The organism is Aeromonas dhakensis (assembly GCF_000820305.1).
In the GTDB taxonomy this organism is placed as follows: domain Bacteria; phylum Pseudomonadota; class Gammaproteobacteria; order Enterobacterales; family Aeromonadaceae; genus Aeromonas; species Aeromonas dhakensis.
In genome coordinates this window covers 299,732-319,492 of the sequence record NZ_CDBH01000045.1, presented here as the reverse complement: position 1 = coordinate 319,492, position 19,761 = coordinate 299,732, and the positions used below count along the sequence as shown (strand labels likewise).

Genomic DNA, 19,761 nt, shown 5'->3' with positions numbered 1-19,761 from the left:
CCTTATTTCTTGGCTTTGGCCTTGAGCAGGCGCTTGCGCTGGCGCTCCTGGCTCAGGGTCAGGGTGTTCTTCTTGCCCTCGAACGGGTTGACCGACTCCTGGAACTCGACCCGAACCGGCGTCCCCATGATTTTCAACGACTTGCGGAAGTAGTTGATGAGGTAGCGCTTGTAGGAGTCCGGCAGGTCGTTGAGCTGGTTGCCGTGGATCACGATGCGCGGCGGGTTGTAGCCACCGGCGTGGGCGTACTTCAGCTTGACCCGGCGACCGTTCACCATGGGCGGCTGGTGGTCTTCCTGCGCCATCTGCATGATACGGGTCAGCATGGCGGTGCTGGTACGGCGGGTGGCGGACTGGTAGGCCTCCTGGATGGATTCGAACAGGTGGCCGACGCCGCTGCCGTGCAGGGCGGAGATGAAGTGCACGCGGGCGAAGTCGATGAAGCCCAGACGACGATCGAGCTCGTTCTTAACGTCCTCTTTCACCTTCTGATCCAGACCGTCCCACTTGTTCACTACCAGCACCACGGAGCGGCCGGTGTTGAGCACGAAACCGAGGATGCTGAGATCCTGATCGGTGATGGTCTCCTGGGCGTCGATCACCAGCAGGCAGACGTTGGCATCTTCAATCGCCTTGAGGGTCTTGATGACGGAGAACTTCTCCACCGTCTCGTGCACCTTGCCGCGACGACGCACGCCGGCGGTGTCGATGATGACGTACTTCTGCTCGTCGCGCTCCATCGGGATGTAGACGGAGTCGCGGGTGGTGCCCGGCATGTCATAGACGATGACCCGATCTTCACCCAGCATGCGGTTGGTCAGGGTCGACTTGCCGACGTTGGGACGACCGACGATGGCGAACTTGATGGGCAGGTCGGCGAACGGGGTCTCCTTGGTGTCTTCCTTGGTGTCGAGTTCACCGGCAGCCACCATGCGCAGCAGGGCCTCTTCGTCGAAGTCTTCCTCTTCTTCATCCAGCTCGGCTTCTTCGCCGGCGGCTTCGACCAGGGTCTCCAGATGGGGGGCCAGCGCCAGCTCGAGCAGGCTCAATACGCCGCGACCGTGGGCGGCCGCCATCTGGTAGACCTCGCCCAGGGCCAGACCGTAGAACTCGGAGACGGCGGAGTCACCGTCGATGCCGTCGGTCTTGTTGGCCACCAGAAATACCTTCTTGTGGGTCTTGCGCAGGTGCTCGGCGATGGCCTGATCCGCCGCGGTCAGACCGGCGCGGGCATCCACCATGAACAGCACCACATCGGCCTCTTCGATGGCCAGCAGGGACTGCTCGGCCATCTTCAGCTCGATCCCCTCTTCGGTGCCGTCGATACCACCGGTATCCACCACGATAAATTCCAGCTCGCCCAGCTTCGCCTGGCCATATTTGCGGTCCCGGGTCAGACCGGGGAAGTCGGCCACCAGGGCGTCCCGGGTACGGGTCAGGCGGTTAAACAGGGTGGATTTCCCCACGTTGGGGCGGCCCACCAGGGCTACTACAGGAGTCATAAAAGCCTCATTCTCAAGACGACAAAGGCTCCGGGTCCGAAGACCAGGAGCCGGATATTCACATTATCGGGCGATCAGGGACGCTTGACAGCGTACAGCTTGCCGCCACGGCTCTGCACATACAGGGTGTCACCGTCCACCAAGGGGGCGGCGTACAGACCACTGCTGTCGAGCTGCTGCATGGCCTTGATGGACCCGTCGGTCCGATCCAGCCAATACAGGTAACCTTCCACATCGCCGACCACCACATAGTCACCCATGATGACGGGGGCGGTCACGGTGCGGTTTTCCAGCTGGGTGTTGGACCACAGCTCGAGACCGTTGCGACGGTCGACCGCAAACAGATGGCTGCGGCTGTCGGTCAGCACGATGGCATTGCCGGTCACCGCCATGTCGCGGTAGCCGGAATACTTGCGCTTCCACACTTCGTCACCGCTCATCAGCTTGCGCGCCATCAACTGGCCATTATACGCGATGGCATAGAGCTCATCGCCGGCGATGAGCGGCGTGGCATCCACGTCCACCATGCGGTCGAGCTCGGTGGCGCCGCGCGGGTCGGCCACCTTGGACTGGCGCACCGGCTGGCCGTTGCTCAGCAGGGCGATGCCCACCTTGCCATCGGCGCGGCCGTACAGCACGGCGCCGTTGGTGATGATGGGGGCACCGGCGCTGCGCAGGGTCAGCGGCGGCTGCTCTTCCGCCAGGGTCCACTGCAGCTTGCCCTCGTCGGTATCAAGCGCCACCAGGCGACCCGAGGTGGTCAGTACCACCACCCGGCCATCCTCGACGGCGGGGCTCGCCACAACTTCACCCGGTACCGTGGTCTGCCACAGCACTTCCCCGTTCTCTTCGTTCAGGGCGTAGACCACCCCGTTCTCGGAACCCAGGAACAGCTTGCCGTAGCGGGAAACCAGGCCACCGGAGAGGCGGGCGCTGCGCTTGTCGGCGTTGATTGGCAGATCCGCCAGATCGACGCTCCACAGCTCCTTGCCGCTTTCGCGGTCAAAGGCGGTGACGTCACCGTCACGGGCCGCCGCATAGATGCGCTCCTCTTCCACCACCGGCTTGAGCTGGGAGTAGAAGTCACCGATGCCGTCACCCACCGAGGAGGACCAGGCGGTATCGGCCGTGAACGCGGACTCGACCTTGGGCAGCGGGGCCATGGGGTTGAGATCCTCTTCCGAACTGAACAGGGAGCAGCCCTGCAGGGCGAAGGAGACCGCAGCCCCCAACGCCACCATCTTGAACAGATTACGCATCCGGAGCCTCACCCGTGGTCACCGCTGGCAACGCCAGATCGTCCATCTTCAGCTTGAGCTCGGCGCTGCTCTGCAGACCGCCGGCATCGGCCGCCGCCTGATAGGCATCGCGAGCCTCTTCGCTCTTGCCCTGCTTTTGCAGGATGTCGCCGCGCACTTCGGCCACCTGGGCCTTGAAGGCGTCGTTGTTGATCTTGCCAAGCTGGGCCAGCGCTTCATCGGCCTTGCCCTGATCGTTCAGCACCCGGGCCAGACGCAGGGCAGCGATGGGACGAATGCTCTCGTCACCGCTGGTGGCCACCTGGGTCAGCTGCTCGGCCGCCAGATCCAGCTTGTCCGCCTTGACCGCGGCCGCCGCCAGTTGCAGCGCCGCCAGCTCGGCGTAGGAGTCGCCCTTGTGGGCGCTGATGAAGCTTTGTGCCTGCTCGAAGCCGGCCGCGTCACCCTTGGCCAGCTGGGCGCTCATCTCGTTGTAAGCCTGGGAGGCGGCTTCCTGGGTGGTCTGCTGATGCTCGTTGTAGTAGCGCCAGCCAAAGAGTCCAACCAGACCGATAACAGTTCCTGCGATCACCGAGGTTCCGTTCTCTTTCCACCAGTTCTTGATGACCTCAACCTGTTGTTCTTCGGTGGTATAAACTTCCACAGCTTACTCTCCTTTCGCTGCCAGCAGGGCAATGGCGGCGTCGACCGTGACGGTCTGTTGCTCGGCCTGGCCACGCAGATATTTGATGGTGATCTCCCCGTTTTGCACCTCGGTCTCGCCAAGGATCAGGGCAATGGCCGCGCCGCTCTTGTCGGCACGCTTGAGTTGTTTCTTGAAGTTGCCGCCGCCGCAGTGGCTCATCAGGCGCAAATCAGGCAGGGCATCACGCAGCCGCTCTGCCAGCTGGAAACCGGCCTGTTCAGTGCCCTCACCCACCATGCAGAGATAGACATCCACCGCCGGGCGGATGTCGGCATTGAGCTCGAGGGTTTCCAGCATCAGCACCAGACGCTCCATGCCCATGGCAAAGCCCACCGCCGGGGTCGGCTGACCGCCCAGCTGCTCCACCAGGCCATCGTAGCGGCCACCGGCACAGACGGTGCCCTGGGCACCCAGGCTGTTGGTGACCCACTCGAACACGGTGAGGTTGTAGTAGTCGAGGCCGCGCACCAAACGCTCGTTTACCTCGTACTTGATGCCGGCAGACTCGAGCAGGCGCTTGAGCCCCTCGAAGTGGGCCAGGCTCTCTTCGCCCAGGTGATCGAACAGACGCGGCGCGCCCACCAGGATGGCTTGTACCTTCTCGTCCTTGGAGTCAAGCACCCGCAGCGGGTTGCTGTACATGCGGCGCTGGCTCTCTTCGTCCAGCTCGCTCTTGTACTGCTCCAGGTAGGCGACCAGCGCATCGCGATAGGCGGCACGCTCGGCGCTCTGACCGAGGGTGTTGAGCTGCAGGGTCACGTGTTCACTGATGCCGAACAGACGCCACAGGCGGTGAGTCAGCATGATGAGCTCGGCATCGATGTCCGGCCCGTTGATGCCAAACAACTCGACCCCGAACTGGTGGAACTGGCGATAACGGCCCTTCTGGGGACGCTCGTGACGGAACATGGGGCCCATGTACCACATCCGGCGTTCCTGGTTGTAAAGCAGACCGTGCTCGATACCGGCACGCACGCAGCTGGCGGTCCCTTCCGGACGCAGGCTCAGGCTGTCGCCGTTGCGGTCTTCAAAGGTGTACATCTCTTTTTCGACCACGTCGGTCACTTCACCGATGGCGCGCTTGAACAGATGGGTCTGCTCGACAATCGGCATGCGCACTTCGCTGTAGCCATAGCTGGCCACGACCTGGCGCAGGATCTCTTCTACTTTCTGCCATACCGGGCTCTGCTCCGGCAGGCAATCATTCATACCGCGAATAGCTTGGATCTGTTTTGCCACGTTGATACTCGAGAAAAAGAGGTAAAATTTGGCCGCATTATAGGGATTTTCGACCCCGAGGTAAAATCAGGGTATTCCAATGCGGGATGTAAAATCAGCAACCTAAAGACAGGGCCACCCTGAGTGGCCCTTGGTTGCTCAACCCTTATCCACCTGGATCTGGTTGGCCGGATCCAGCATGGCGGCCCGGGCGCGAATGCGGCGCTCCAGGGTCGGAATGAGATCCTTGTTGTCGAGCCGGTCGACCCGCTGCCCCCCTTCATAGAAGGCGCTCTTGTTGGCCGCCCCGGCAAGGCCCAGATCGGAGACCAGCGCCTCCCCCGGACCGTTCACCACACAGCCGATGATGGAGACATCCATCGGAGTGATGATGTCTTCGAGCCGCTCTTCCAGCGCATTGACGGTGCCGATGACGTCGAACTCCTGGCGGGAGCAGGAGGGGCAGGCGATGAAGTTGATGCCGCGGGAACGGATGCGCAGGGACTTGAGGATGTCAAAGCCCACCTTGATCTCTTCCACCGGATCGGCCGCCAGCGAGATGCGCAGGGTGTCGCCGATGCCTTCGCTCAGCAGCATGCCCAGACCGATGGCAGACTTCACCGCGCCGGCGCGAAAACCACCCGCTTCTGTGATGCCCAGATGCAGCGGCTGCTCGATCTGCTTGGCCAGCAGGCGATAGGCGCCGACCGCCAGGAAGACGTCGGAAGCCTTGACGCTCACCTTGAAGTTGTCGAAGTTCAGGCGATCCAGATAATCCACGTGGCGCATGGCCGACTCGAGCAGCGCCTCGGGGGTGGGTTCGCCATATTTTTCCTGGATGTCCCGCTCCAGCGAGCCGCCATTGACGCCGATGCGGATCGGGATGTTGTAGTGGCGGGCACAGTCCACCACGGCGCGCACCCGCTCCTCGTTGCCGATGTTGCCCGGGTTGATGCGCAGGCAATCGGCGCCGTATTCGGCCACTTTCAGGGCGATGCGGTAGTCGAAGTGGATGTCGGCCACGATGGGGATGCGGGTCTGCTGCTTGATGAGCTTGAACGCTTCCGCCGCCTCCATGGTGGGGACGGAGACCCGGACGATGTCGGCACCGACCCGCTCGATCCGCTGGATCTGCTCGACGGTGGCGGCCACGTCCGTGGTCTTGGTGTTGGTCATGGTCTGTACCGTGATGGGGGCATCGCCCCCGACCGGTACGTTGCCGACCATGATCTGCCTGGATTTACGACGAATGATGGGAGATTCGTGAGCGGACATGGCGGACAGATTACTCCTGCGGCAGTGAGAGGCGAGCAGTCCGGCCGTTGTTGTAACGGCTCATGTCGATGGACTTGCCCTTGTATTCGATATTGATGGCCATGGGCGCACCAATGATGAATTTGAGCGGCTCGGGTCCTTCCAGTACCAGTTCGTCATTGGCCTTCTTGAGGCCGCTGAACAGGGTCTTGCCATTGGCATCCTTGACGTCCAGCCAGCAGTCGGCGGTGAAGCTCATCTTGAGCTGGGGCACCTTGGCAGGCTCGCTCGCGGCGGTGTCGTCAGCCGGTTGCGTGGCGGCAGCAGCAGACGTCTCGGCAGTGGTGGTCGCCACGGCGCTGCTGACATCCGCCGGCAGAGTGGTCGCGGCAGCATCGCTTACCACTGGGGCAGCATCTGTGGCGGCGGAAGCGGCAGGAGCCAGTACCGGCTCGGCAACATCGACGGCCGGAGTGGCGCTCGGAGTATTGGTGTTGCGGGCTGCGCCCATTTCGGTCGCGGCCAGGGCCTCGTCACCGGCGGAGCGACGCGCCGTGCTCTGCCACCACCAGACGACGGAGAGGGCGATCAGCACCAAGATCACCAGCCAGGTCACCACCTTGAGGCGACTGTCATTGGCCTGCTGGCGGGAGCGGCGGGAGAAGCTCTGCATGTCGATGTTGTCGGGCGGCGTCAGGCCCAGCTTGTCATAAGCGGCGAGGATGGTCTCTTCCGGAATACCGACCAGCTTGGCATAGGTGCGCAGATAGCCGCGGATGAAGGTATGGGAGGTATGTTTGTCATACGTATCCGATTCGATCGCGGCAATCAGGGTCAGACGAAGGTGAATGCGGGACGCAACCTGTTCTCGCGTCCAGCCGAGCTGTTCACGGGCGTTGCGCAGCAGCTGGCCTGGGCCAACTGCCTGGGAGTCGTCTTGGAAATCGTGTGGCTGTTCAGTAGTCATTGGCTAAGTAACGCTTGGCTTGTTGCGAAGTGGGATATTGCCTTACCAGCTCAGTCCCGAATTGGTGAAGTAGTGCCGGTTTGTCCATGGCCTGCGCCAGCCGCAATCTCAACCAGAGACTGTTCTCGTTCTCGTCCGATACATCGGCAAAACGGGCGAGATAGGCCTGCACATCAGGCAGCTTGCCATCTTTCATGGAAAGCTCCGCCATGTCCAGCAATAACCTTGGATTGCGGGGATTATACCCCAAGGCCAAGCGATAGTACTCGCTTGCTTTATCATTTCTGCGATTTTGCGCGGCGCAAAGTGCCGCGTTTTCATAGGTATCGGCGATCTTGATGTAGTTCGGCTGGCTGACGGCCTGCAGGAAGGCTTTCTCCGCCTCGTCGAAACGACCGCGATTGCAAAGGAAGGCGCCATAGTTGTTCATCGCGTCAGCATTGGACGGATCCACGGCAAGGGCTTTCTGGTAACTGGCTTCGGCCGCCTTGTAATCCTGCACCTGCTGGTAGAAGTAGGCAAAACCGATGTAAACCTGAGGATTGGCGGCGTCGTACTGGAGGGCGCGATCAAGGTTGAACTTGGCCTGCTCGGCGTTGCCCTGCTGCAGATACTGGATGCCCAAATCCAGACGGGTCTGGGCTGCCGCCTTGAGGTCGGGACCGACCTCACGCTGGGTGGAATTCTGGCCAGCGTAAGTGGTCTCGGTAACACAGCCTGGCAGCGCACAGAGCGCTGCCACTACGATCAATGTACGTGTATCCATTCCCTGACTATACAATGGCTTAGCAAGTTAAACCATTTTGACGGAAATCCCATCCTGTTGCATCCGATTTTTCATGGTGCGCTTGGTGCGATCGATCACCTCCCCCACCAGCTGACCGCAGGCGGCATCGATGTCGTCACCACGGGTCTTGCGGACGATGACGGTGAAGCCGTACTCCATCAGCACCTTGGAGAAACGGTCGATGCGACTGTTGCTCGGCTTGCCGTAGGGGTTGCCCGGGAAGGGGTTGAACGGGATCAGGTTGATCTTGCTCGGAGTGTCCTTGAGCACCTTGGCCAGCTCATGGGCATGCTGCATGTCGTCATTGATGTGATCGAGCAGCACATACTCCACCGTGACCCGGCCGCCGTTGGCATTGGACTTGCCGAGGTAGCGACGCACACCGGCCAGGAAGGCTTCGATGTTGTACTTGTCGTTGATCGGCATGATCTCGGAGCGCAGCTTGTCGTTGGGGGCGTGCAGGGAGATGGCCAGCGCCACGTCGATCTGGTCGCCCAGCATGTCCAGTGCCGGCACCACGCCGGAGGTGGAGATGGTGACCCGGCGCTTGGAGATGCCGTAGCCGTAGTCATCCATCATCAGGCGCATGGCCGGTACCACGTTGGCGAGGTTGAGCAGCGGCTCGCCCATGCCCATCATCACCACGTTGGTGATGGGACGCTTGCCGCCGACGATCTTGGCGGCACGCCACACCTGACCGATGATCTCGGAGACTTTCAGGTTGCGGTTGAAGCCCTGCTGGGCGGTGGAGCAGAACTTGCACTCCAGGGCGCAGCCCACCTGGGAAGAGACACACAGGGTCGCCCGATCGTCCTCGGGGATGTAGACGGTCTCCACCTCCTGGCCGCCAACCTGCAGCGCCCACTTGATGGTACCGTCGGAGGAGCGCTGTTCTCGGCTCACTTCCGGCGCCCGGATCTCGGCGATCTCCTTGAGACGCTCGCGCAGCACCTTGTTGACGTTGTTCATCTGATCGAAATCATCACAACCAAAGTGATAAATCCACTTCATTACCTGATCTGCCCGGAACGGCTTCTCGCCCAGTTCGACGAAGAAGGCACGCATGGCATCCCGATCGAGATCCAGCAGGTTGGTTTTTGTTTCGCTCATCAAGGGCCTCAGCTCACACACTTCATAAATTATCGGCTGACCTACGTCAGGGGGCGGCATTGTACAAATTATGGGTCCGGCTTTCCACCTGGAGAATAAGGGGATATTGACCGAATGACCAAAAAACAAAAGGGAGCCGAGGCTCCCTTGAGATTCTGCTGACGAAAATCAACCGCGCGGGCAGATCTCGGCGTCAGAGAAGAAGTAGGCGATTTCACGAGCGGCAGAGGCCGGCGCATCGGAGCCGTGCACGGCGTTGCGATCGATGCTCTCGGCGTAGCAGGCGCGCAGGGTGCCGGCCAGGGCCTCTTTCGGGTTGGTGGCGCCCATGATTTCACGGTGACGACGGATGGCTTCTTCGCCTTCCAGCACCTGGATCATGACGGGGCCGGAGGTCATGAAGCTGACCAGACCATCATAGAAAGGCTTGCCCTGGTGCTCGGCGTAGAAACCGGCGGCTTGTTCGCTGCTCATGTGCAGCATCTTGGCGGCGATGACTTTCAGGCCAGCGCTCTCGAAACGGTTGTAGATGGCACCGATCAGGTTCTTGCTGACGGCGTCCGGCTTGATGATGGAGAAGGTACGTTCGATGGCCATTGAGATCTTTCCTTAACTACAGAGATTTATTGTTAGAATCCATGTTCGGCGGCGATTATACGTAAACAAAAACCGAAATAACACACAGAAAAGCAACTTTTTATTAAACAATTCCATCCCTAAAACAACATCACCACTCATCTTGGCCCAGGCCGGCAGGAAAAAATGTGCGCTTGCGCACGATCACCATGCTAACCCCCTGAAACATTGGCTATTGCCCATCTTCTGCAATATGGGAAAGGGCACCCTCAGGTGCCCTTGATGTGGTCCTCTCAGCGGGTCTCCGCCAACAGGGTGTGGGCGATGGTGCGCATCCCCAGGGTATTGGCCCCCGGTGCCCACAGATTGTCGCCGTTGTCGCTGAAGCAGGCAGCGAGATCCACGTGCAACCAGCCTCGCCCTTCGTTGCCCACGAAGCGGGAGAGGAAACCTGCCGCATTGGAGGCGCCGCCCGGGCCACCGCCCGGCACGGGGCGGCTGTTGGCGGTGTCGGCATAGTGGGACGGACACTGCTGGCTGTGCCAGGGCTCCAGCGGCAGCGGCCAGGCAGGCTCTTGCTCCGCATCCGCATAGGCCATCGCGCGGCTCACCAGCCCCTTGTCGAGGCCAAACAGCGCGTTGTAGCGTCCGCCCAGCGCCATCACCGCCGCCCCGGTAAGAGTGGCGGCGTCGATGACCAGCGGCGCGCTGGATTCGCCGGCCAGTTGCAGACCGTCGGCCAGCACCAGGCGCCCCTCGGCGTCGGTGTTGACTATCTCCACCGTGGTGCCGTTCTTGTAGGTGAGGATGTCACCCAGCTTGTAGGCGTGACCCGAGACCAGGTTCTCGGCGCAGCAGAGGATAAGCTTCACCCGCTTGTCGAGGCCGCGCAGGATGGCCAGCGCCAGCGCGCCGGTGACGATGGCGGCGCCCCCCATGTCGTGCTTCATGGTGAGCATGCCCAGGGAGGTCTTCATGGAGTAGCCGCCAGAGTCAAAGGTGATCCCCTTGCCCACCAGGGCCGCGGCCACCGGGGCCTTGGGATCCCGGCCTGGATTGAAGTCCAGCTCCAGCATCACGGGCTCGCGCTCGCTGCCACGACCGACCTGGTAGAGACCGACCCAGCCCGCCTGTTGCAGCGCCTCCCCCTTGAGGATGCGATGGCTGATCTTGTCGGGGGCCAGCTCGGTGAGGAAGGCGGCTGCTTCGACCGCCAGCTCCAGCGGCCCCAGCTGCTCGGGGGTGGCATTGGTCATCTCCCGCACCCAGCGCCCGCACAGCCAGCGCGCCTCCAGCTCCTCTCTGTCCTCCTCGGACGAGGTGGCCCACTGCAGCGCCACTTCCGCCTTGGGTGTCTGCAGCCCCTGGGCAAAGGCCCACTGCTGCTCGCGCTCCCAGTGACCGGCCAGCACCACCTGCTGGATCCCCTGGCTGCACAGGCGCCGCGCCGCCTGCTGGATGTCCAGCAAGGGGGTGGCGGTCACCAGATGGATCACCATGCCATCGGCGCGGTGAGAGAGCAGCGCCCCCTCCCCCCACTCGGTCGGCGCAAACTCTCGGCTCAACCAGACGTTCATGCGCCCACCTCCTGCAACCAGCGGGCAATCGTGCGCAGACCGTGGCCCTTGGCCCCGGTCGCCCACAGATCGTTGCCCGATTTTTGATAGGAGGCGGCCAAGTCCAGGTGTACCCAGCCCTTGCCTTCATCACGCACGAAGCGCGACAGGAAGGCGGCTGCCGTGGTGGCACCGGCGGTGCCTTCGGCGGATGCCACGTTGCCCAGCTCGGCAAAGGCGGAGGTGAGCTGGCCCGCGTGCCAGGGCTCCAGCGGCAGCGCCCAGGCCTGTTCGTTTTCGGCTTTGGCGGCCGCCAGCGCGCGCGCCTGCTCGGCCTCATCAAGGGCAAACACGGCGTTGTAGTCGCGACCCAGCGCAGTCTTGGCGGCGCCGGTCAGGGTAGCGGCGTCGAGGATATAGGCTGCCCCGCTTTCGCTGGCGGCCAGCAGGCCATCGGCCAGCACCAGACGGCCTTCCGCGTCGGTGTTCTGGATCTCGACCGAGATGCCGTTGCGATAGGTGAGGATGTCGCCGAGCTTGAAGGCGTGGCCGGAGACCAGGTTCTCGGCGCAGCAGAGGATCAGCTTGACCCGTTTGTCGAGGCCGCGGCTGATGGCCAGCGCCAGCGCACCGGTCACCATGGCGGCGCCACCCATGTCGGATTTCATCGGCAGCATGTTGTCGGAGGACTTCATGGAGTAGCCACCGGAATCGAAGGTGATCCCCTTGCCCACCAGGGCCGCCAGCACGGGAGCGTTGGCATCCCCGGTCGGGTTGTAGTCGAGCTCGAGCAGCACCGGCTCGCGCTCGCTGCCACGGCCCACCGACCAGATCCCGATGTGACCGGCCTCCTGCAGCGCCTCCCCGGCGGTGATGCGGGCAGTCACCTTGTCACCGGCGAGGCTGCGAATGAGCAGCAGGGCGGACTCCGCCAGGCTCATGGGATAGATCTCCTGCGGGCAGCCGTTGGTCACCTCGCGCACCCAGCGAGCCGCTTTGAGCAGGGCTTCCAGCTCACGGGCCTCCTGTGCTGACTGCTCACCAAAGTCGAGCTCGCGCACACCCTTGGCGGCATAGAAGCCTTGGGCGAAGGCGTAGCGACGCTCCCGATCCCAGCCCTCACCCACCAGCTTGACGCGCTTGATGCCGCTCGACTCGAGGCGTCTGGCCCCGCGCTGGATGGCGCGCAGCGCCTCCTTCTCCTGGCCGCCGCTGCCCAGATGGAGATGGGCTTCGTCGCCGTTGAAACTGAGCAGGGCACCCTCGCCCCAGTGGGCGGCGGCAGCCTGGGAAGACAACCGTACGTTCATCATGTCAGCCATGTTCTCTTGCTTCCTTTTTATTGGCACTTTCATCAACGAATAGGGAGATCGCGGGCACAAAAAAGGCCGCGCCCTCAAGGGTCACGGCCTTCACCATATCATTACTGCACCACGAGATGCTGCACGCGCAATTCACTCATGTGTAATTAAGGGGTCATCAGTGGCGCTCAGACGCCAGATTCAGGGTGTACTTGGGCAGTTCCACCACCAGATCCTCGTCCGCCAGTCTGGCCTGGCAGCTGAGACGGGATTCCGGCTCCAGTCCCCACGCCTTGTCCAGCATGTCGTCTTCCAGCTCGTCGCTCGGCTCGAGGGAGTCGAACCCTTCCCGCACCACACAGTGGCAGGTGGTGCAGGCGCAGGACTTCTCGCAGGCGTGCTCGATCTCGATGCCGTTGCGCAGCGCGATGTCCAGAATGGTTTCACCGGTCGCGCCTTCGAGGGCCGCACCGTCCGGACAGAGCTCGGGATGGGGCAGAATAATCAGTTTTGGCATATTACACCTTGTTGACGTTTTGTCCGGTCAGCACCTTGCGGATGGAGGCATCCATCCGGCGGGCTGCAAATTCGCCACTGGCAGCGTCCGCCGCCTCGATGGCCTCTTTGATCTGGTTGGTGGTACCCGTGCTGCGCATGGTCAGCAGATGGGCGATGGCAGCATCCAGCTCGGCCCGCTCGGCGGCGCTCAACAGCGCCTCGCCATCGGTGGCCAGGGCGGCGTTGAGGCTCTCGACCACCCGGTCGGCCTCCACCTGCTGCTCCGCCAGCATGCGGGCGTCCATGTCCTGCTGGGCATTGGCGATGGAGGCGCTCAGCATGTTGAGGATGTCGTCTTCCCCCAGCCCGTAGGAGGGCTTGACCTGGATCTCGGCCTGCACGCCGGAGGATTTCTCCATGGCGCTGACCGACAGCAGACCGTCCGCATCCACCTGGAAGGTGACGCGAATGTGGGCCGCCCCCGCCGCCATAGGCGGAATGCCGGTCAGGGTGAAACGGGCCAAGGAGCGGCAATCCGCCACCAGCTCGCGCTCGCCCTGCACCACGTGGATCGCCATCGCTGTCTGGCCATCCTTGAAGGTGGTGAACTCCTGGGCGCGGGCCACCGGAATGGTGGTGTTGCGCGGGATCACCTTCTCGGCGAGGCCGCCCATGGTCTCAAGACCCAGAGAAAGCGGAATGACGTCCAGCAGCAGCATCTCGGCATCGGGCTTGTTGCCCACCAGGATGTCGGCCTGGATGGCGGCACCAATGGCCACCACCTTGTCGGGGTCGATGCTGGTCAAGGGCGTGCGCTGGAAAAACTCCCCCACCAGCTCGCGCACCAGCGGCACCCGGGTCGAGCCGCCAACCATCACCACTTCCAGCACCTCTTGCTGTTCGAGACCCGCATCGCGCAGGGCACGGCGACAGGCCAGCAGGGTGCGTTTGACCAGCGGCTGGATCAGCTGGTCAAACTGGCTGCGGGTGACAGAGCCCTGCCAGCCGGCAAAGGCGCAGGCAACGGCATCGGCATCGGTCAGGCCGTGCTTGACGGCGGCGGCGGCGTCCAGCAGCTCGCGCTGGGTACGGGCATCGAGCTGACCGGACAACCCGGCTTGCTCTTTGAGCCACTCCGCCAGCAGGTGATCGAAATCATCGCCGCCGAGGGCCGAATCGCCGCCGGTGGCCATCACTTCAAACACCCCGCGATGCAGGCGCAGAATGGAGATGTCGAAGGTACCGCCACCCAGGTCGTAGACGGCGATCACCCCTTCCTGACCGGAGTCGAGGCCATAGGCGATGGCGGCGGCGGTCGGTTCATTGAGCAGACGCAGCACGTGCAGACCGGCCAGTCTGGCCGCATCCTTGGTGCCCTGGCGCTGGGCGTCATCGAAATAGGCGGGCACTGTGATGACCACGCCGTCAAGATCGCCACCCAGGGCGGCGGCGCCCCGCTCGGCCAGTTTTTTCAGGATCTCGGCCGAGACCTGCACCGGGTTGACCAACCCCTGACGGGTCTGCAGCTGCGGCATGCCGTTGTCGGCCGCCACGAACTCGTAGGGCTGCTGGCGGGTATCGATGTCGGCCAGCGCCTTGCCCATCATCCGCTTGGCGGAGACGATGGTGTTGTGGGGATCGAGGGCGGCCTCGCGCTTGGCATCGAAGCCGACCCGGATGGTATCGGCCTGGTAATGCACGACGGAGGGCAGCAGATCACGCCCCTGCTCGTCACAGAGGGTGTCGGCCTGACCGCTGCGCACGGCGGCGACCAGCGAGTTGGTGGTGCCAAGGTCGATGCCGACGGCACGCTTGTGCTGATGAGGTGCGGCGCTCTGGCCGGGCTCGGCGATTTGCAGTAATGCCATGGGTAATCAAACTTCCAGCGTTAAAGGATCAAGACTCGAACAGGGAGTCTTCGAATCGTTCCAGCTCCTCGAGGAGCTTGTCGACAAACTTGAGCTTGCGAACGCAGTCAGCGGCCTTCTGATCATCGCCGGTGGCGAGGTTCAGGGTCAGCTGCTGCATCAACTGCTGGTGATCATGCCTGATCTCCTGGCGAAAATCCTTGATGGCCCGCTCAGGGTCGGCTTCGCCTTTCAGATCGGCCAGCCGCTCGCGCCACTCCAGTTGCTGCATCAGGAAAGCGGGATCTTGCAGCGTCTGCTGCTCGCCGCGGATATCGGTACCACGCAGGGAGAGCAGGTACTCGGCTCGGCGCAGGGGCGCCTTGAGGGTAGTGAAGGCATCGTTGATCTGGGCGGCACGTTGCACCGCGGCCAGCTGTTCCCGCTCGGGAGCCGTGGCAAAACGATCGGGATGGAACTGGGTTTGCAACTGACGGTAGGTATCCGCCAACTGACGGGTATCGAGCTCGAAGCCTTCCACCAGCCCAAACAGCTCGAAATGATTCATGCAGACCTCTTAGACCCTGATGCGACCGCCGTCCTGCTCGCCCTCGGCAAACGGGACGGCGTGGTTGAACTGGCCGTGGCCGGCCGGTTCAACACATGCGCAATCAGGTGTAGCAAACATCTCAGACACTGAAGCTTTCGCCGCAACCACACTCGCCCTTGGCGTTGGGGTTGTTGAACTGGAAGCCCTCGTTGAGGCCCTCCTTGACGAAGTCCAGCTGGGTACCATCCAGGTGGATCAGGCTCTTGGCATCGACGATGATCTTGACGCCGTCCTGCTCGAATACCTGATCTTCATCCGCCAGCTCGTCGACAAATTCGAGCACGTAGGCAAGACCGGAACAGCCGGTGGTCTTGACGCCGAGGCGCAGGCCGATGCCCTTGCCCCGGTTGGCCAGAAAAGAGGAAACCCGTGCCGCTGCGGCATCTGTCATGGTAATGGCCATACTGCGCTCCTGACCTTAGAGACCTTTCTTCTGCTTGTAATCGGCAATGGCGGCCTTGATGGCATCCTCGGCCAGAATGGAGCAGTGGATCTTCACCGGCGGCAGCGCCAGCTCTTCGGCGATGTCGGTGTTCTTGATGCCGGCGGCTTCGTCCAGGGTCTTGCCCTTGACCCACTCGGTCACCAGGGAGCTGGAGGCGATGGCGGAGCCACAGCCATAGGTCTTGAACTTGGCATCTTCGATGATGCCGTCGTCGCTGATCTTTAGCTGCAGCTTCATCACGTCACCACAGGCCGGCGCACCGACCATGCCGGTAGCGATGCTGGGATCGTTCTTGTCGAAGCCACCTACGTTACGGGGGTTCTCGTAGTGGTCGATTACTTTTTCACTGTAAGCCATATCTAACTCCTGCTAATTCCGTTGTTCACCAAACACTTGCTCTCTTGGCAAGGATCAGTGATGAGCCCATTCGACCGTGTTCAGATCGACGCCGTCCTTGTACATCTCCCACAGGGGAGACATCTCGCGCAGACGACCGATGGAGTCACGGATAAGCTTGATTGCGTAATCAATCTCTTCTTCGGTGGTGAAGCGACCCATGCTGAAACGGATGGAGCTGTGCGCCAGCTCGTCATTCAGGCCCAGTGCGCGCAGCACGTAGGAGGGCTCCAGGCTGGCCGAGGTACAGGCAGAACCGGAAGAGACCGCCAGATCCTTGAGCGCCATGATCAGGGATTCCCCTTCCACATAGGCGAAGCTGACGTTGAGGTTGCCCGGTACACGCTGTTCCAGGTCACCGTTGATGTAGACCTCTTCGATATCCTTGATGCCGTCCCACAGACGCTGACGCAGTGCCATGATGCGCTCACCCTCGCTCGCCATCTCTTCCTTGGCGATGCGGAAGGCTTCGCCCATGCCGACGATCTGGTGGGTCGGCAGGGTGCCGGAACGCATGCCGCGCTCGTGGCCACCACCGTGCATCTGGGCTTCCAGGCGCACACGCGGCTTGCGGCGCACGTAGAGGGCACCAATGCCTTTCGGGCCATATACCTTGTGAGCAGACATGGAGAGCAGGTCAACCTTGAGCGCTTCCACGTCCACCGGAATTTTACCCACGCTCTGTACTGCATCCACGTGCAGCAGGATCTTGCGGGAGCGGCACAGCTCGCCGATGGCGGCGATGTTCTGCACCACGCCGATCTCGTTGTTGACGTGCATGATGCTGACCAGGATGGTGTCGTCACGCAGGGCGCCTTCGATCTGCTCCAGAGTGAACAGGCCGTTGGGCATCGGCTCGAGGTAGGTCACCTCATAGCCTTCGCGCTCCAGCTGGCGGCAGGTATCCAGTACCGCCTTGTGCTCGGTCTTGGAGGTAACGATGTGCTTGCCCTTGCCGGCGTAGAAGTGGGCGACGCCCTTGATGGCCAGGTTGTTGGACTCGGTGGCGCCGGAGGTGAAGACGATCTCGCGCGGGTCGGCACCGATCAGCTCTGCCACTTGATTACGGGCCAGGTCAACCGCCTCTTCGGCTTGCCAGCCGAAACGGTGGGAACGGGAAGCTGGATTGCCGAACAGGCCATCCATGGTGAGACACTGCATCATTTTTTCTGCGACACGCGGGTCCACCGGACAGGTTGCCGAATAATCAAGGTAAATAGGCAGTTTCATGTTTTTCTCCGTTACAGCCTGGGTCATACATCGACCGGCTGTGGAAAGCACGTTTGTTTATAGTTGGACTTTCAAGCTCACATCGCCGCGTTCTGCCCGCTCAACCAGGGACAACACGGTTTTCATCTGTTCGTCTTGCTTGCCGGCAATGCGGCGCACATCCGCCTGATCAACCAGCTCGGCCAAGGTGATATCCCCCAGGAAGCTGGAGATCCGCTCGCTCAGGTCACGCCACAAGGAGTGAGTAAGACACTGGGTGCCGCCGTGGCAGCCGCCCTTGCCGAGGCACTTGGTGGCATCCACCGATTCATCCACCGCGGTGATCACCTGACCGACCGAGATAGCATTCGGGGCCAGACCGAGGCGATAGCCGCCACCGGGGCCACGCACGCTGCTTACCAGGCCATGCTTGCGCAGGCGGGCAAACAGTTGCTCCAGATAGGACAAGGAGATGCCCTGGCGTTCTGAAATATCAGCCAGGGGCACGGGCCCCTGCTCTGCATGCAACGCCACGTCGAGCATGGCAGTCACAGCGTAACGTCCTTTTGAGGTCAGTCTCATATGCCTTACCGTCTTGCGAACCAATCAATATGGGCATATGGTCACATACCCGACTAAATCAGTCAAGTATATGGTTGAGTAATTCAGTCGGGTTTAATCCTGCGGCCTGGGTTTTTGTACCGAGGTCAGAATGCCGCGCAGAATGTTGAGCTCCACCGCCTCCGGACGCGCCCGGTTGAACAGGCGACGCAACTTGTTCATCACCTGCCCCGGGTGGTCATCGGTGATGAAACCGGTCTTGAGCAGCGTCTGCTCCAGATGCTGATAGAAACCTTCCAGTTGCTCGGCACTGGGATACTCCACTGCCATCCCGCTGTCGCCTGCTTGCTCTTGCTGCTGCAGCCAGTGCATGCGCACCTCATAGCAGAGGGTCTGCACCGCCATGGCCAGATTGAGGGAGCTGTACTCGGGATTGGCCGGGATGGCCACGTGGTAGTGGCACTTTTGCAGCTCGTCGTTGGTGAGGCCGGTACGTTCACGGCCAAACACCAGCGCCACCGGATGCTGCATACCTTCAGCCACCAACTTCTCGCCCGCTTCACGGGGATCCAGCATGGGCCAGCTCAGGGTGCGGGAACGGGCACTGGTACCGATCACCAGGCCGCAGTCGGCGATGGCTTCATCCAGCGTCGCCACGACACGGGCATTGGCCAGGATGTCGCTGGCACCGGCGGCCAATGCATTGGCATTGCCATCAGGCAGGGCTTGTGGATCAACCAGCACCATCTGACTCAAGCCCATGGTCTTCATGGCGCGTGCCGCAGACCCCATGTTGCCGGTGTGAGAGGTGTTTACCAACACGATACGAATCTGATCCAACATGCCCAGTCAATCTTCAGTCAAAAATGGCGCGCAATTGTAACATAGCCAATCGCTATTTTGGCACCGTAAATGGCGCTCCATTTCACAACTATCGCGCCGGTTTGTAGAACAAAGCGGCATGAGGCAGGCACAAGGGCGGGCTAAACTTGGAGGATGGGAAGGTGAAAGAGGGGAGACAACATGTGTCCGCGCTGGCTTTATGAGAAGCTGCCGGCCTGCTATCTGCTGGCAGCCATCGGCATCATCGCGCTCAGCCACTCCCCGCTGCTCTGGCTGGCGGGAGGCCTGCTGTTTGTCGCCGGGGCCGCCAGCTGGATGATGCGCTCCAGCTATCGGCGCACCGACCTGGTCATCTTCCCAAACAAGGTCTGGCTGCAGCCGGAGTGGCTCTACGAGGCCCAACCTTTCCTCTGGCTGGTGCTGGGTCTGCTGTTGTCACGCCAGCAAGGCGCCGGAGCCCTGCTGGCGCTGCTGCCCTGCCTCTGGGCCCTGCGCTGCCTGTGGGCCCGCAACCACTATCGCCATCATGCCGAGGGGCTCGCCTCACAGCTGAGACGCCACCCCACCCGCCGGCGCAGAATGCGCCTCTTGCGCTGAGCTGGCCCTGGCCTGCTCGATAAAGGTGGCGAGATCCATCAGCGGATAGCGCACCAGGCTCGGCAACCCGTCCAGATCCAGGCTGTCCATCAGGTTTTTTACCTCCAGTCCCAGCTCGGTATTGCCTTCTATTTTCAGCTTGCGCTGGAAGAAGAGGGAATCGGGGTCTTCCTTGCGACCGGCGATCAGGATGAGATCGTTGCTGCTGCCGCTGAAGCATACATCGGCCTGTTCACAGTGACGAGCCACCACCAGCTTGCCCTCCTGCTCGCTGATGAACCAGCAGAGCTCGAGATCCGATACCTCGACCTTGAGCCACTTGCCGGCCAGAAATGCAAAGTCGCCATCGGCGATGGCCTCCTTGAAGACGCTGGCGAGCAGGCGCTCCATCAGATGCTGTTGCAGGGCAAAGGGCACCAGCTTGAGGGGATGGCGCAAGAAGCGGGGGGCCTGTTCGACCAGGCGATGCTGCAGTTGTTTGAACACGATGAACTCCCAGTTTTTTGCGCATTCAAACACAGGGTCAGCGCCATGATCCTG

The 19,761-nt window shown here is 61.9% G+C and carries 21 protein-coding genes; 1 reads left to right on the top strand and 20 read right to left on the bottom strand.

What is annotated here, in order from left to right:
- Positions 1-2 precede the first annotated feature (2 nt).
- From der to trmJ, 19 genes are all read right to left on the bottom strand, one after another.
- A complete protein-coding gene (gene der, locus BN1143_RS12845) occupies positions 3-1,502 on the bottom strand; it encodes a ribosome biogenesis GTPase Der (RefSeq protein WP_005299803.1) in 1,500 nt (499 codons plus the stop codon).
- Positions 1,503-1,576: 74 nt separating this feature from the next.
- Complete coding sequence (bamB, locus tag BN1143_RS12840) at positions 1,577-2,761, bottom strand: outer membrane protein assembly factor BamB (RefSeq protein WP_010634288.1); 1,185 nt, start codon at positions 2,759-2,761, stop codon at positions 1,577-1,579.
- Entirely contained in the window at positions 2,754-3,404 is a 651-nt protein-coding gene (locus BN1143_RS12835) for a YfgM family protein (RefSeq protein WP_010634289.1), read from the bottom strand. Before BN1143_RS12835 ends, bamB begins: the two co-directional genes overlap by 8 nt.
- 3 nt (positions 3,405-3,407) lie before the next feature.
- Positions 3,408-4,685, bottom strand: a complete 1,278-nt coding sequence (gene hisS, locus BN1143_RS12830) for a histidine--tRNA ligase (RefSeq protein WP_042050893.1) — start codon at positions 4,683-4,685, stop codon at positions 3,408-3,410.
- 138 nt (positions 4,686-4,823) lie between these two features.
- Positions 4,824-5,939, bottom strand: a complete 1,116-nt coding sequence (ispG, locus tag BN1143_RS12825) for a flavodoxin-dependent (E)-4-hydroxy-3-methylbut-2-enyl-diphosphate synthase (protein ID WP_042050892.1) — start codon at positions 5,937-5,939, stop codon at positions 4,824-4,826.
- 10 nt (positions 5,940-5,949) lie between these two features.
- Positions 5,950-6,885 carry a cytoskeleton protein RodZ gene (rodZ, locus tag BN1143_RS12820; protein ID WP_042050891.1) on the bottom strand — a complete coding sequence of 312 codons (936 nt, stop codon included), beginning with the start codon at positions 6,883-6,885 and terminating at the stop codon, positions 5,950-5,952.
- Positions 6,875-7,666 carry a PilW family type IVa pilus biogenesis/stability lipoprotein TapF gene (gene tapF / locus BN1143_RS12815; protein ID WP_017765910.1) on the bottom strand — a complete coding sequence of 264 codons (792 nt, stop codon included), beginning with the start codon at positions 7,664-7,666 and terminating at the stop codon, positions 6,875-6,877. The genes rodZ and tapF overlap by 11 nt, the downstream gene beginning before the upstream one ends.
- Before the next feature lie 12 nt (positions 7,667-7,678).
- Positions 7,679-8,782, bottom strand: coding sequence for a dual-specificity RNA methyltransferase RlmN (gene rlmN / locus BN1143_RS12810; RefSeq protein WP_005299790.1), 1,104 nt, complete (start codon positions 8,780-8,782; stop codon positions 7,679-7,681).
- Positions 8,783-8,950: 168 nt separating this feature from the next.
- The gene (gene ndk, locus BN1143_RS12805; RefSeq protein WP_005299787.1) at positions 8,951-9,379 is read right to left on the bottom strand and encodes a nucleoside-diphosphate kinase; all 429 of its coding nucleotides are present in this window, start codon (positions 9,377-9,379) and stop codon (positions 8,951-8,953) included.
- Positions 9,380-9,651: 272 nt separating this feature from the next.
- The gene (gene pepB, locus BN1143_RS12800; RefSeq protein ID WP_042050890.1) at positions 9,652-10,935 is read right to left on the bottom strand and encodes an aminopeptidase PepB; all 1,284 of its coding nucleotides are present in this window, start codon (positions 10,933-10,935) and stop codon (positions 9,652-9,654) included.
- Positions 10,932-12,236: an aminopeptidase PepB gene (pepB, locus tag BN1143_RS12795; protein WP_017765911.1), complete on the bottom strand. Its 1,305-nt coding sequence runs from the start codon at positions 12,234-12,236 to the stop codon at positions 10,932-10,934. Before pepB (BN1143_RS12795) ends, pepB (BN1143_RS12800) begins: the two co-directional genes overlap by 4 nt.
- A 157-nt stretch (positions 12,237-12,393) precedes the next feature.
- Entirely contained in the window at positions 12,394-12,732 is a 339-nt protein-coding gene (fdx, locus tag BN1143_RS12790; protein ID WP_005299781.1) for an ISC system 2Fe-2S type ferredoxin, read from the bottom strand.
- Between the two features lies 1 nt (position 12,733).
- Positions 12,734-14,581, bottom strand: coding sequence for a Fe-S protein assembly chaperone HscA (hscA, locus tag BN1143_RS12785; RefSeq protein ID WP_042050889.1), 1,848 nt, complete (start codon positions 14,579-14,581; stop codon positions 12,734-12,736).
- A 28-nt stretch (positions 14,582-14,609) separates the two neighbouring features.
- Positions 14,610-15,128 (bottom strand): co-chaperone HscB, encoded by a 519-nt coding sequence (gene hscB / locus BN1143_RS12780; RefSeq protein WP_042050888.1) that lies wholly within the window; start codon positions 15,126-15,128, stop codon positions 14,610-14,612.
- Positions 15,129-15,249: 121 nt separating this feature from the next.
- On the bottom strand, positions 15,250-15,573 hold the full coding sequence (iscA, locus tag BN1143_RS12775) for an iron-sulfur cluster assembly protein IscA (RefSeq protein ID WP_005299772.1): 324 nt from the start codon (positions 15,571-15,573) through the stop codon (positions 15,250-15,252).
- Between the two features lie 15 nt (positions 15,574-15,588).
- On the bottom strand, positions 15,589-15,972 hold the full coding sequence (gene iscU / locus BN1143_RS12770; RefSeq protein WP_005299770.1) for a Fe-S cluster assembly scaffold IscU: 384 nt from the start codon (positions 15,970-15,972) through the stop codon (positions 15,589-15,591).
- Between the two features lie 54 nt (positions 15,973-16,026).
- The gene (locus BN1143_RS12765; protein WP_017781684.1) at positions 16,027-17,241 is read right to left on the bottom strand and encodes an IscS subfamily cysteine desulfurase; all 1,215 of its coding nucleotides are present in this window, start codon (positions 17,239-17,241) and stop codon (positions 16,027-16,029) included.
- Positions 17,242-17,298: 57 nt separating this feature from the next.
- Positions 17,299-17,802, bottom strand: a complete 504-nt coding sequence (gene iscR / locus BN1143_RS12760; protein ID WP_042050887.1) for a Fe-S cluster assembly transcriptional regulator IscR — start codon at positions 17,800-17,802, stop codon at positions 17,299-17,301.
- A 93-nt stretch (positions 17,803-17,895) separates the two neighbouring features.
- The gene (trmJ, locus tag BN1143_RS12755; RefSeq protein ID WP_010634299.1) at positions 17,896-18,624 is read right to left on the bottom strand and encodes a tRNA (cytosine(32)/uridine(32)-2'-O)-methyltransferase TrmJ; all 729 of its coding nucleotides are present in this window, start codon (positions 18,622-18,624) and stop codon (positions 17,896-17,898) included.
- Positions 18,625-18,804: 180 nt separating this feature from the next.
- Between trmJ and BN1143_RS12750 the strand changes: the two genes are divergently transcribed.
- Positions 18,805-19,221 (top strand): hypothetical protein, encoded by a 417-nt coding sequence (locus BN1143_RS12750; RefSeq protein WP_010634300.1) that lies wholly within the window; start codon positions 18,805-18,807, stop codon positions 19,219-19,221.
- Here the strand turns inward: BN1143_RS12750 and ubiT are convergent.
- On the bottom strand, positions 19,168-19,707 hold the full coding sequence (gene ubiT, locus BN1143_RS12745; RefSeq protein WP_025201837.1) for a ubiquinone anaerobic biosynthesis accessory factor UbiT: 540 nt from the start codon (positions 19,705-19,707) through the stop codon (positions 19,168-19,170). The two genes, BN1143_RS12750 and ubiT, sit on opposite strands and share 54 nt — an antisense overlap.
- Between the last annotated feature and the right edge of the window lie 54 nt (positions 19,708-19,761).

What these genes read in the sequence shown, in the direction of transcription:
- der (WP_005299803.1), bottom strand. Translation starts at nt 1,502, where the DNA reads ATGACTCCTGTAGTAGCCCTGGTGGGCCGCCCCAACGTGGGGAAATCC.
- bamB (WP_010634288.1), bottom strand. Translation starts at nt 2,761, where the DNA reads ATGCGTAATCTGTTCAAGATGGTGGCGTTGGGGGCTGCGGTCTCCTTC.
- ispG (WP_042050892.1), bottom strand. Translation starts at nt 5,939, where the DNA reads ATGTCCGCTCACGAATCTCCCATCATTCGTCGTAAATCCAGGCAGATC.
- rodZ (WP_042050891.1), bottom strand. Translation starts at nt 6,885, where the DNA reads ATGACTACTGAACAGCCACACGATTTCCAAGACGACTCCCAGGCAGTT.
- rlmN (WP_005299790.1), bottom strand. Translation starts at nt 8,782, where the DNA reads ATGAGCGAAACAAAAACCAACCTGCTGGATCTCGATCGGGATGCCATG.
- ndk (WP_005299787.1), bottom strand. Translation starts at nt 9,379, where the DNA reads ATGGCCATCGAACGTACCTTCTCCATCATCAAGCCGGACGCCGTCAGC.
- pepB (WP_042050890.1), bottom strand. Translation starts at nt 10,935, where the DNA reads ATGAACGTCTGGTTGAGCCGAGAGTTTGCGCCGACCGAGTGGGGGGAG.
- pepB (WP_017765911.1), bottom strand. Translation starts at nt 12,236, where the DNA reads ATGGCTGACATGATGAACGTACGGTTGTCTTCCCAGGCTGCCGCCGCC.
- fdx (WP_005299781.1), bottom strand. Translation starts at nt 12,732, where the DNA reads ATGCCAAAACTGATTATTCTGCCCCATCCCGAGCTCTGTCCGGACGGT.
- hscA (WP_042050889.1), bottom strand. Translation starts at nt 14,581, where the DNA reads ATGGCATTACTGCAAATCGCCGAGCCCGGCCAGAGCGCCGCACCTCAT.
- hscB (WP_042050888.1), bottom strand. Translation starts at nt 15,128, where the DNA reads ATGAATCATTTCGAGCTGTTTGGGCTGGTGGAAGGCTTCGAGCTCGAT.
- iscA (WP_005299772.1), bottom strand. Translation starts at nt 15,573, where the DNA reads ATGGCCATTACCATGACAGATGCCGCAGCGGCACGGGTTTCCTCTTTT.
- iscU (WP_005299770.1), bottom strand. Translation starts at nt 15,972, where the DNA reads ATGGCTTACAGTGAAAAAGTAATCGACCACTACGAGAACCCCCGTAAC.
- BN1143_RS12765 (WP_017781684.1), bottom strand. Translation starts at nt 17,241, where the DNA reads ATGAAACTGCCTATTTACCTTGATTATTCGGCAACCTGTCCGGTGGAC.
- iscR (WP_042050887.1), bottom strand. Translation starts at nt 17,802, where the DNA reads ATGAGACTGACCTCAAAAGGACGTTACGCTGTGACTGCCATGCTCGAC.
- trmJ (WP_010634299.1), bottom strand. Translation starts at nt 18,624, where the DNA reads ATGTTGGATCAGATTCGTATCGTGTTGGTAAACACCTCTCACACCGGC.
- BN1143_RS12750 (WP_010634300.1), top strand. Translation starts at nt 18,805, where the DNA reads ATGTGTCCGCGCTGGCTTTATGAGAAGCTGCCGGCCTGCTATCTGCTG.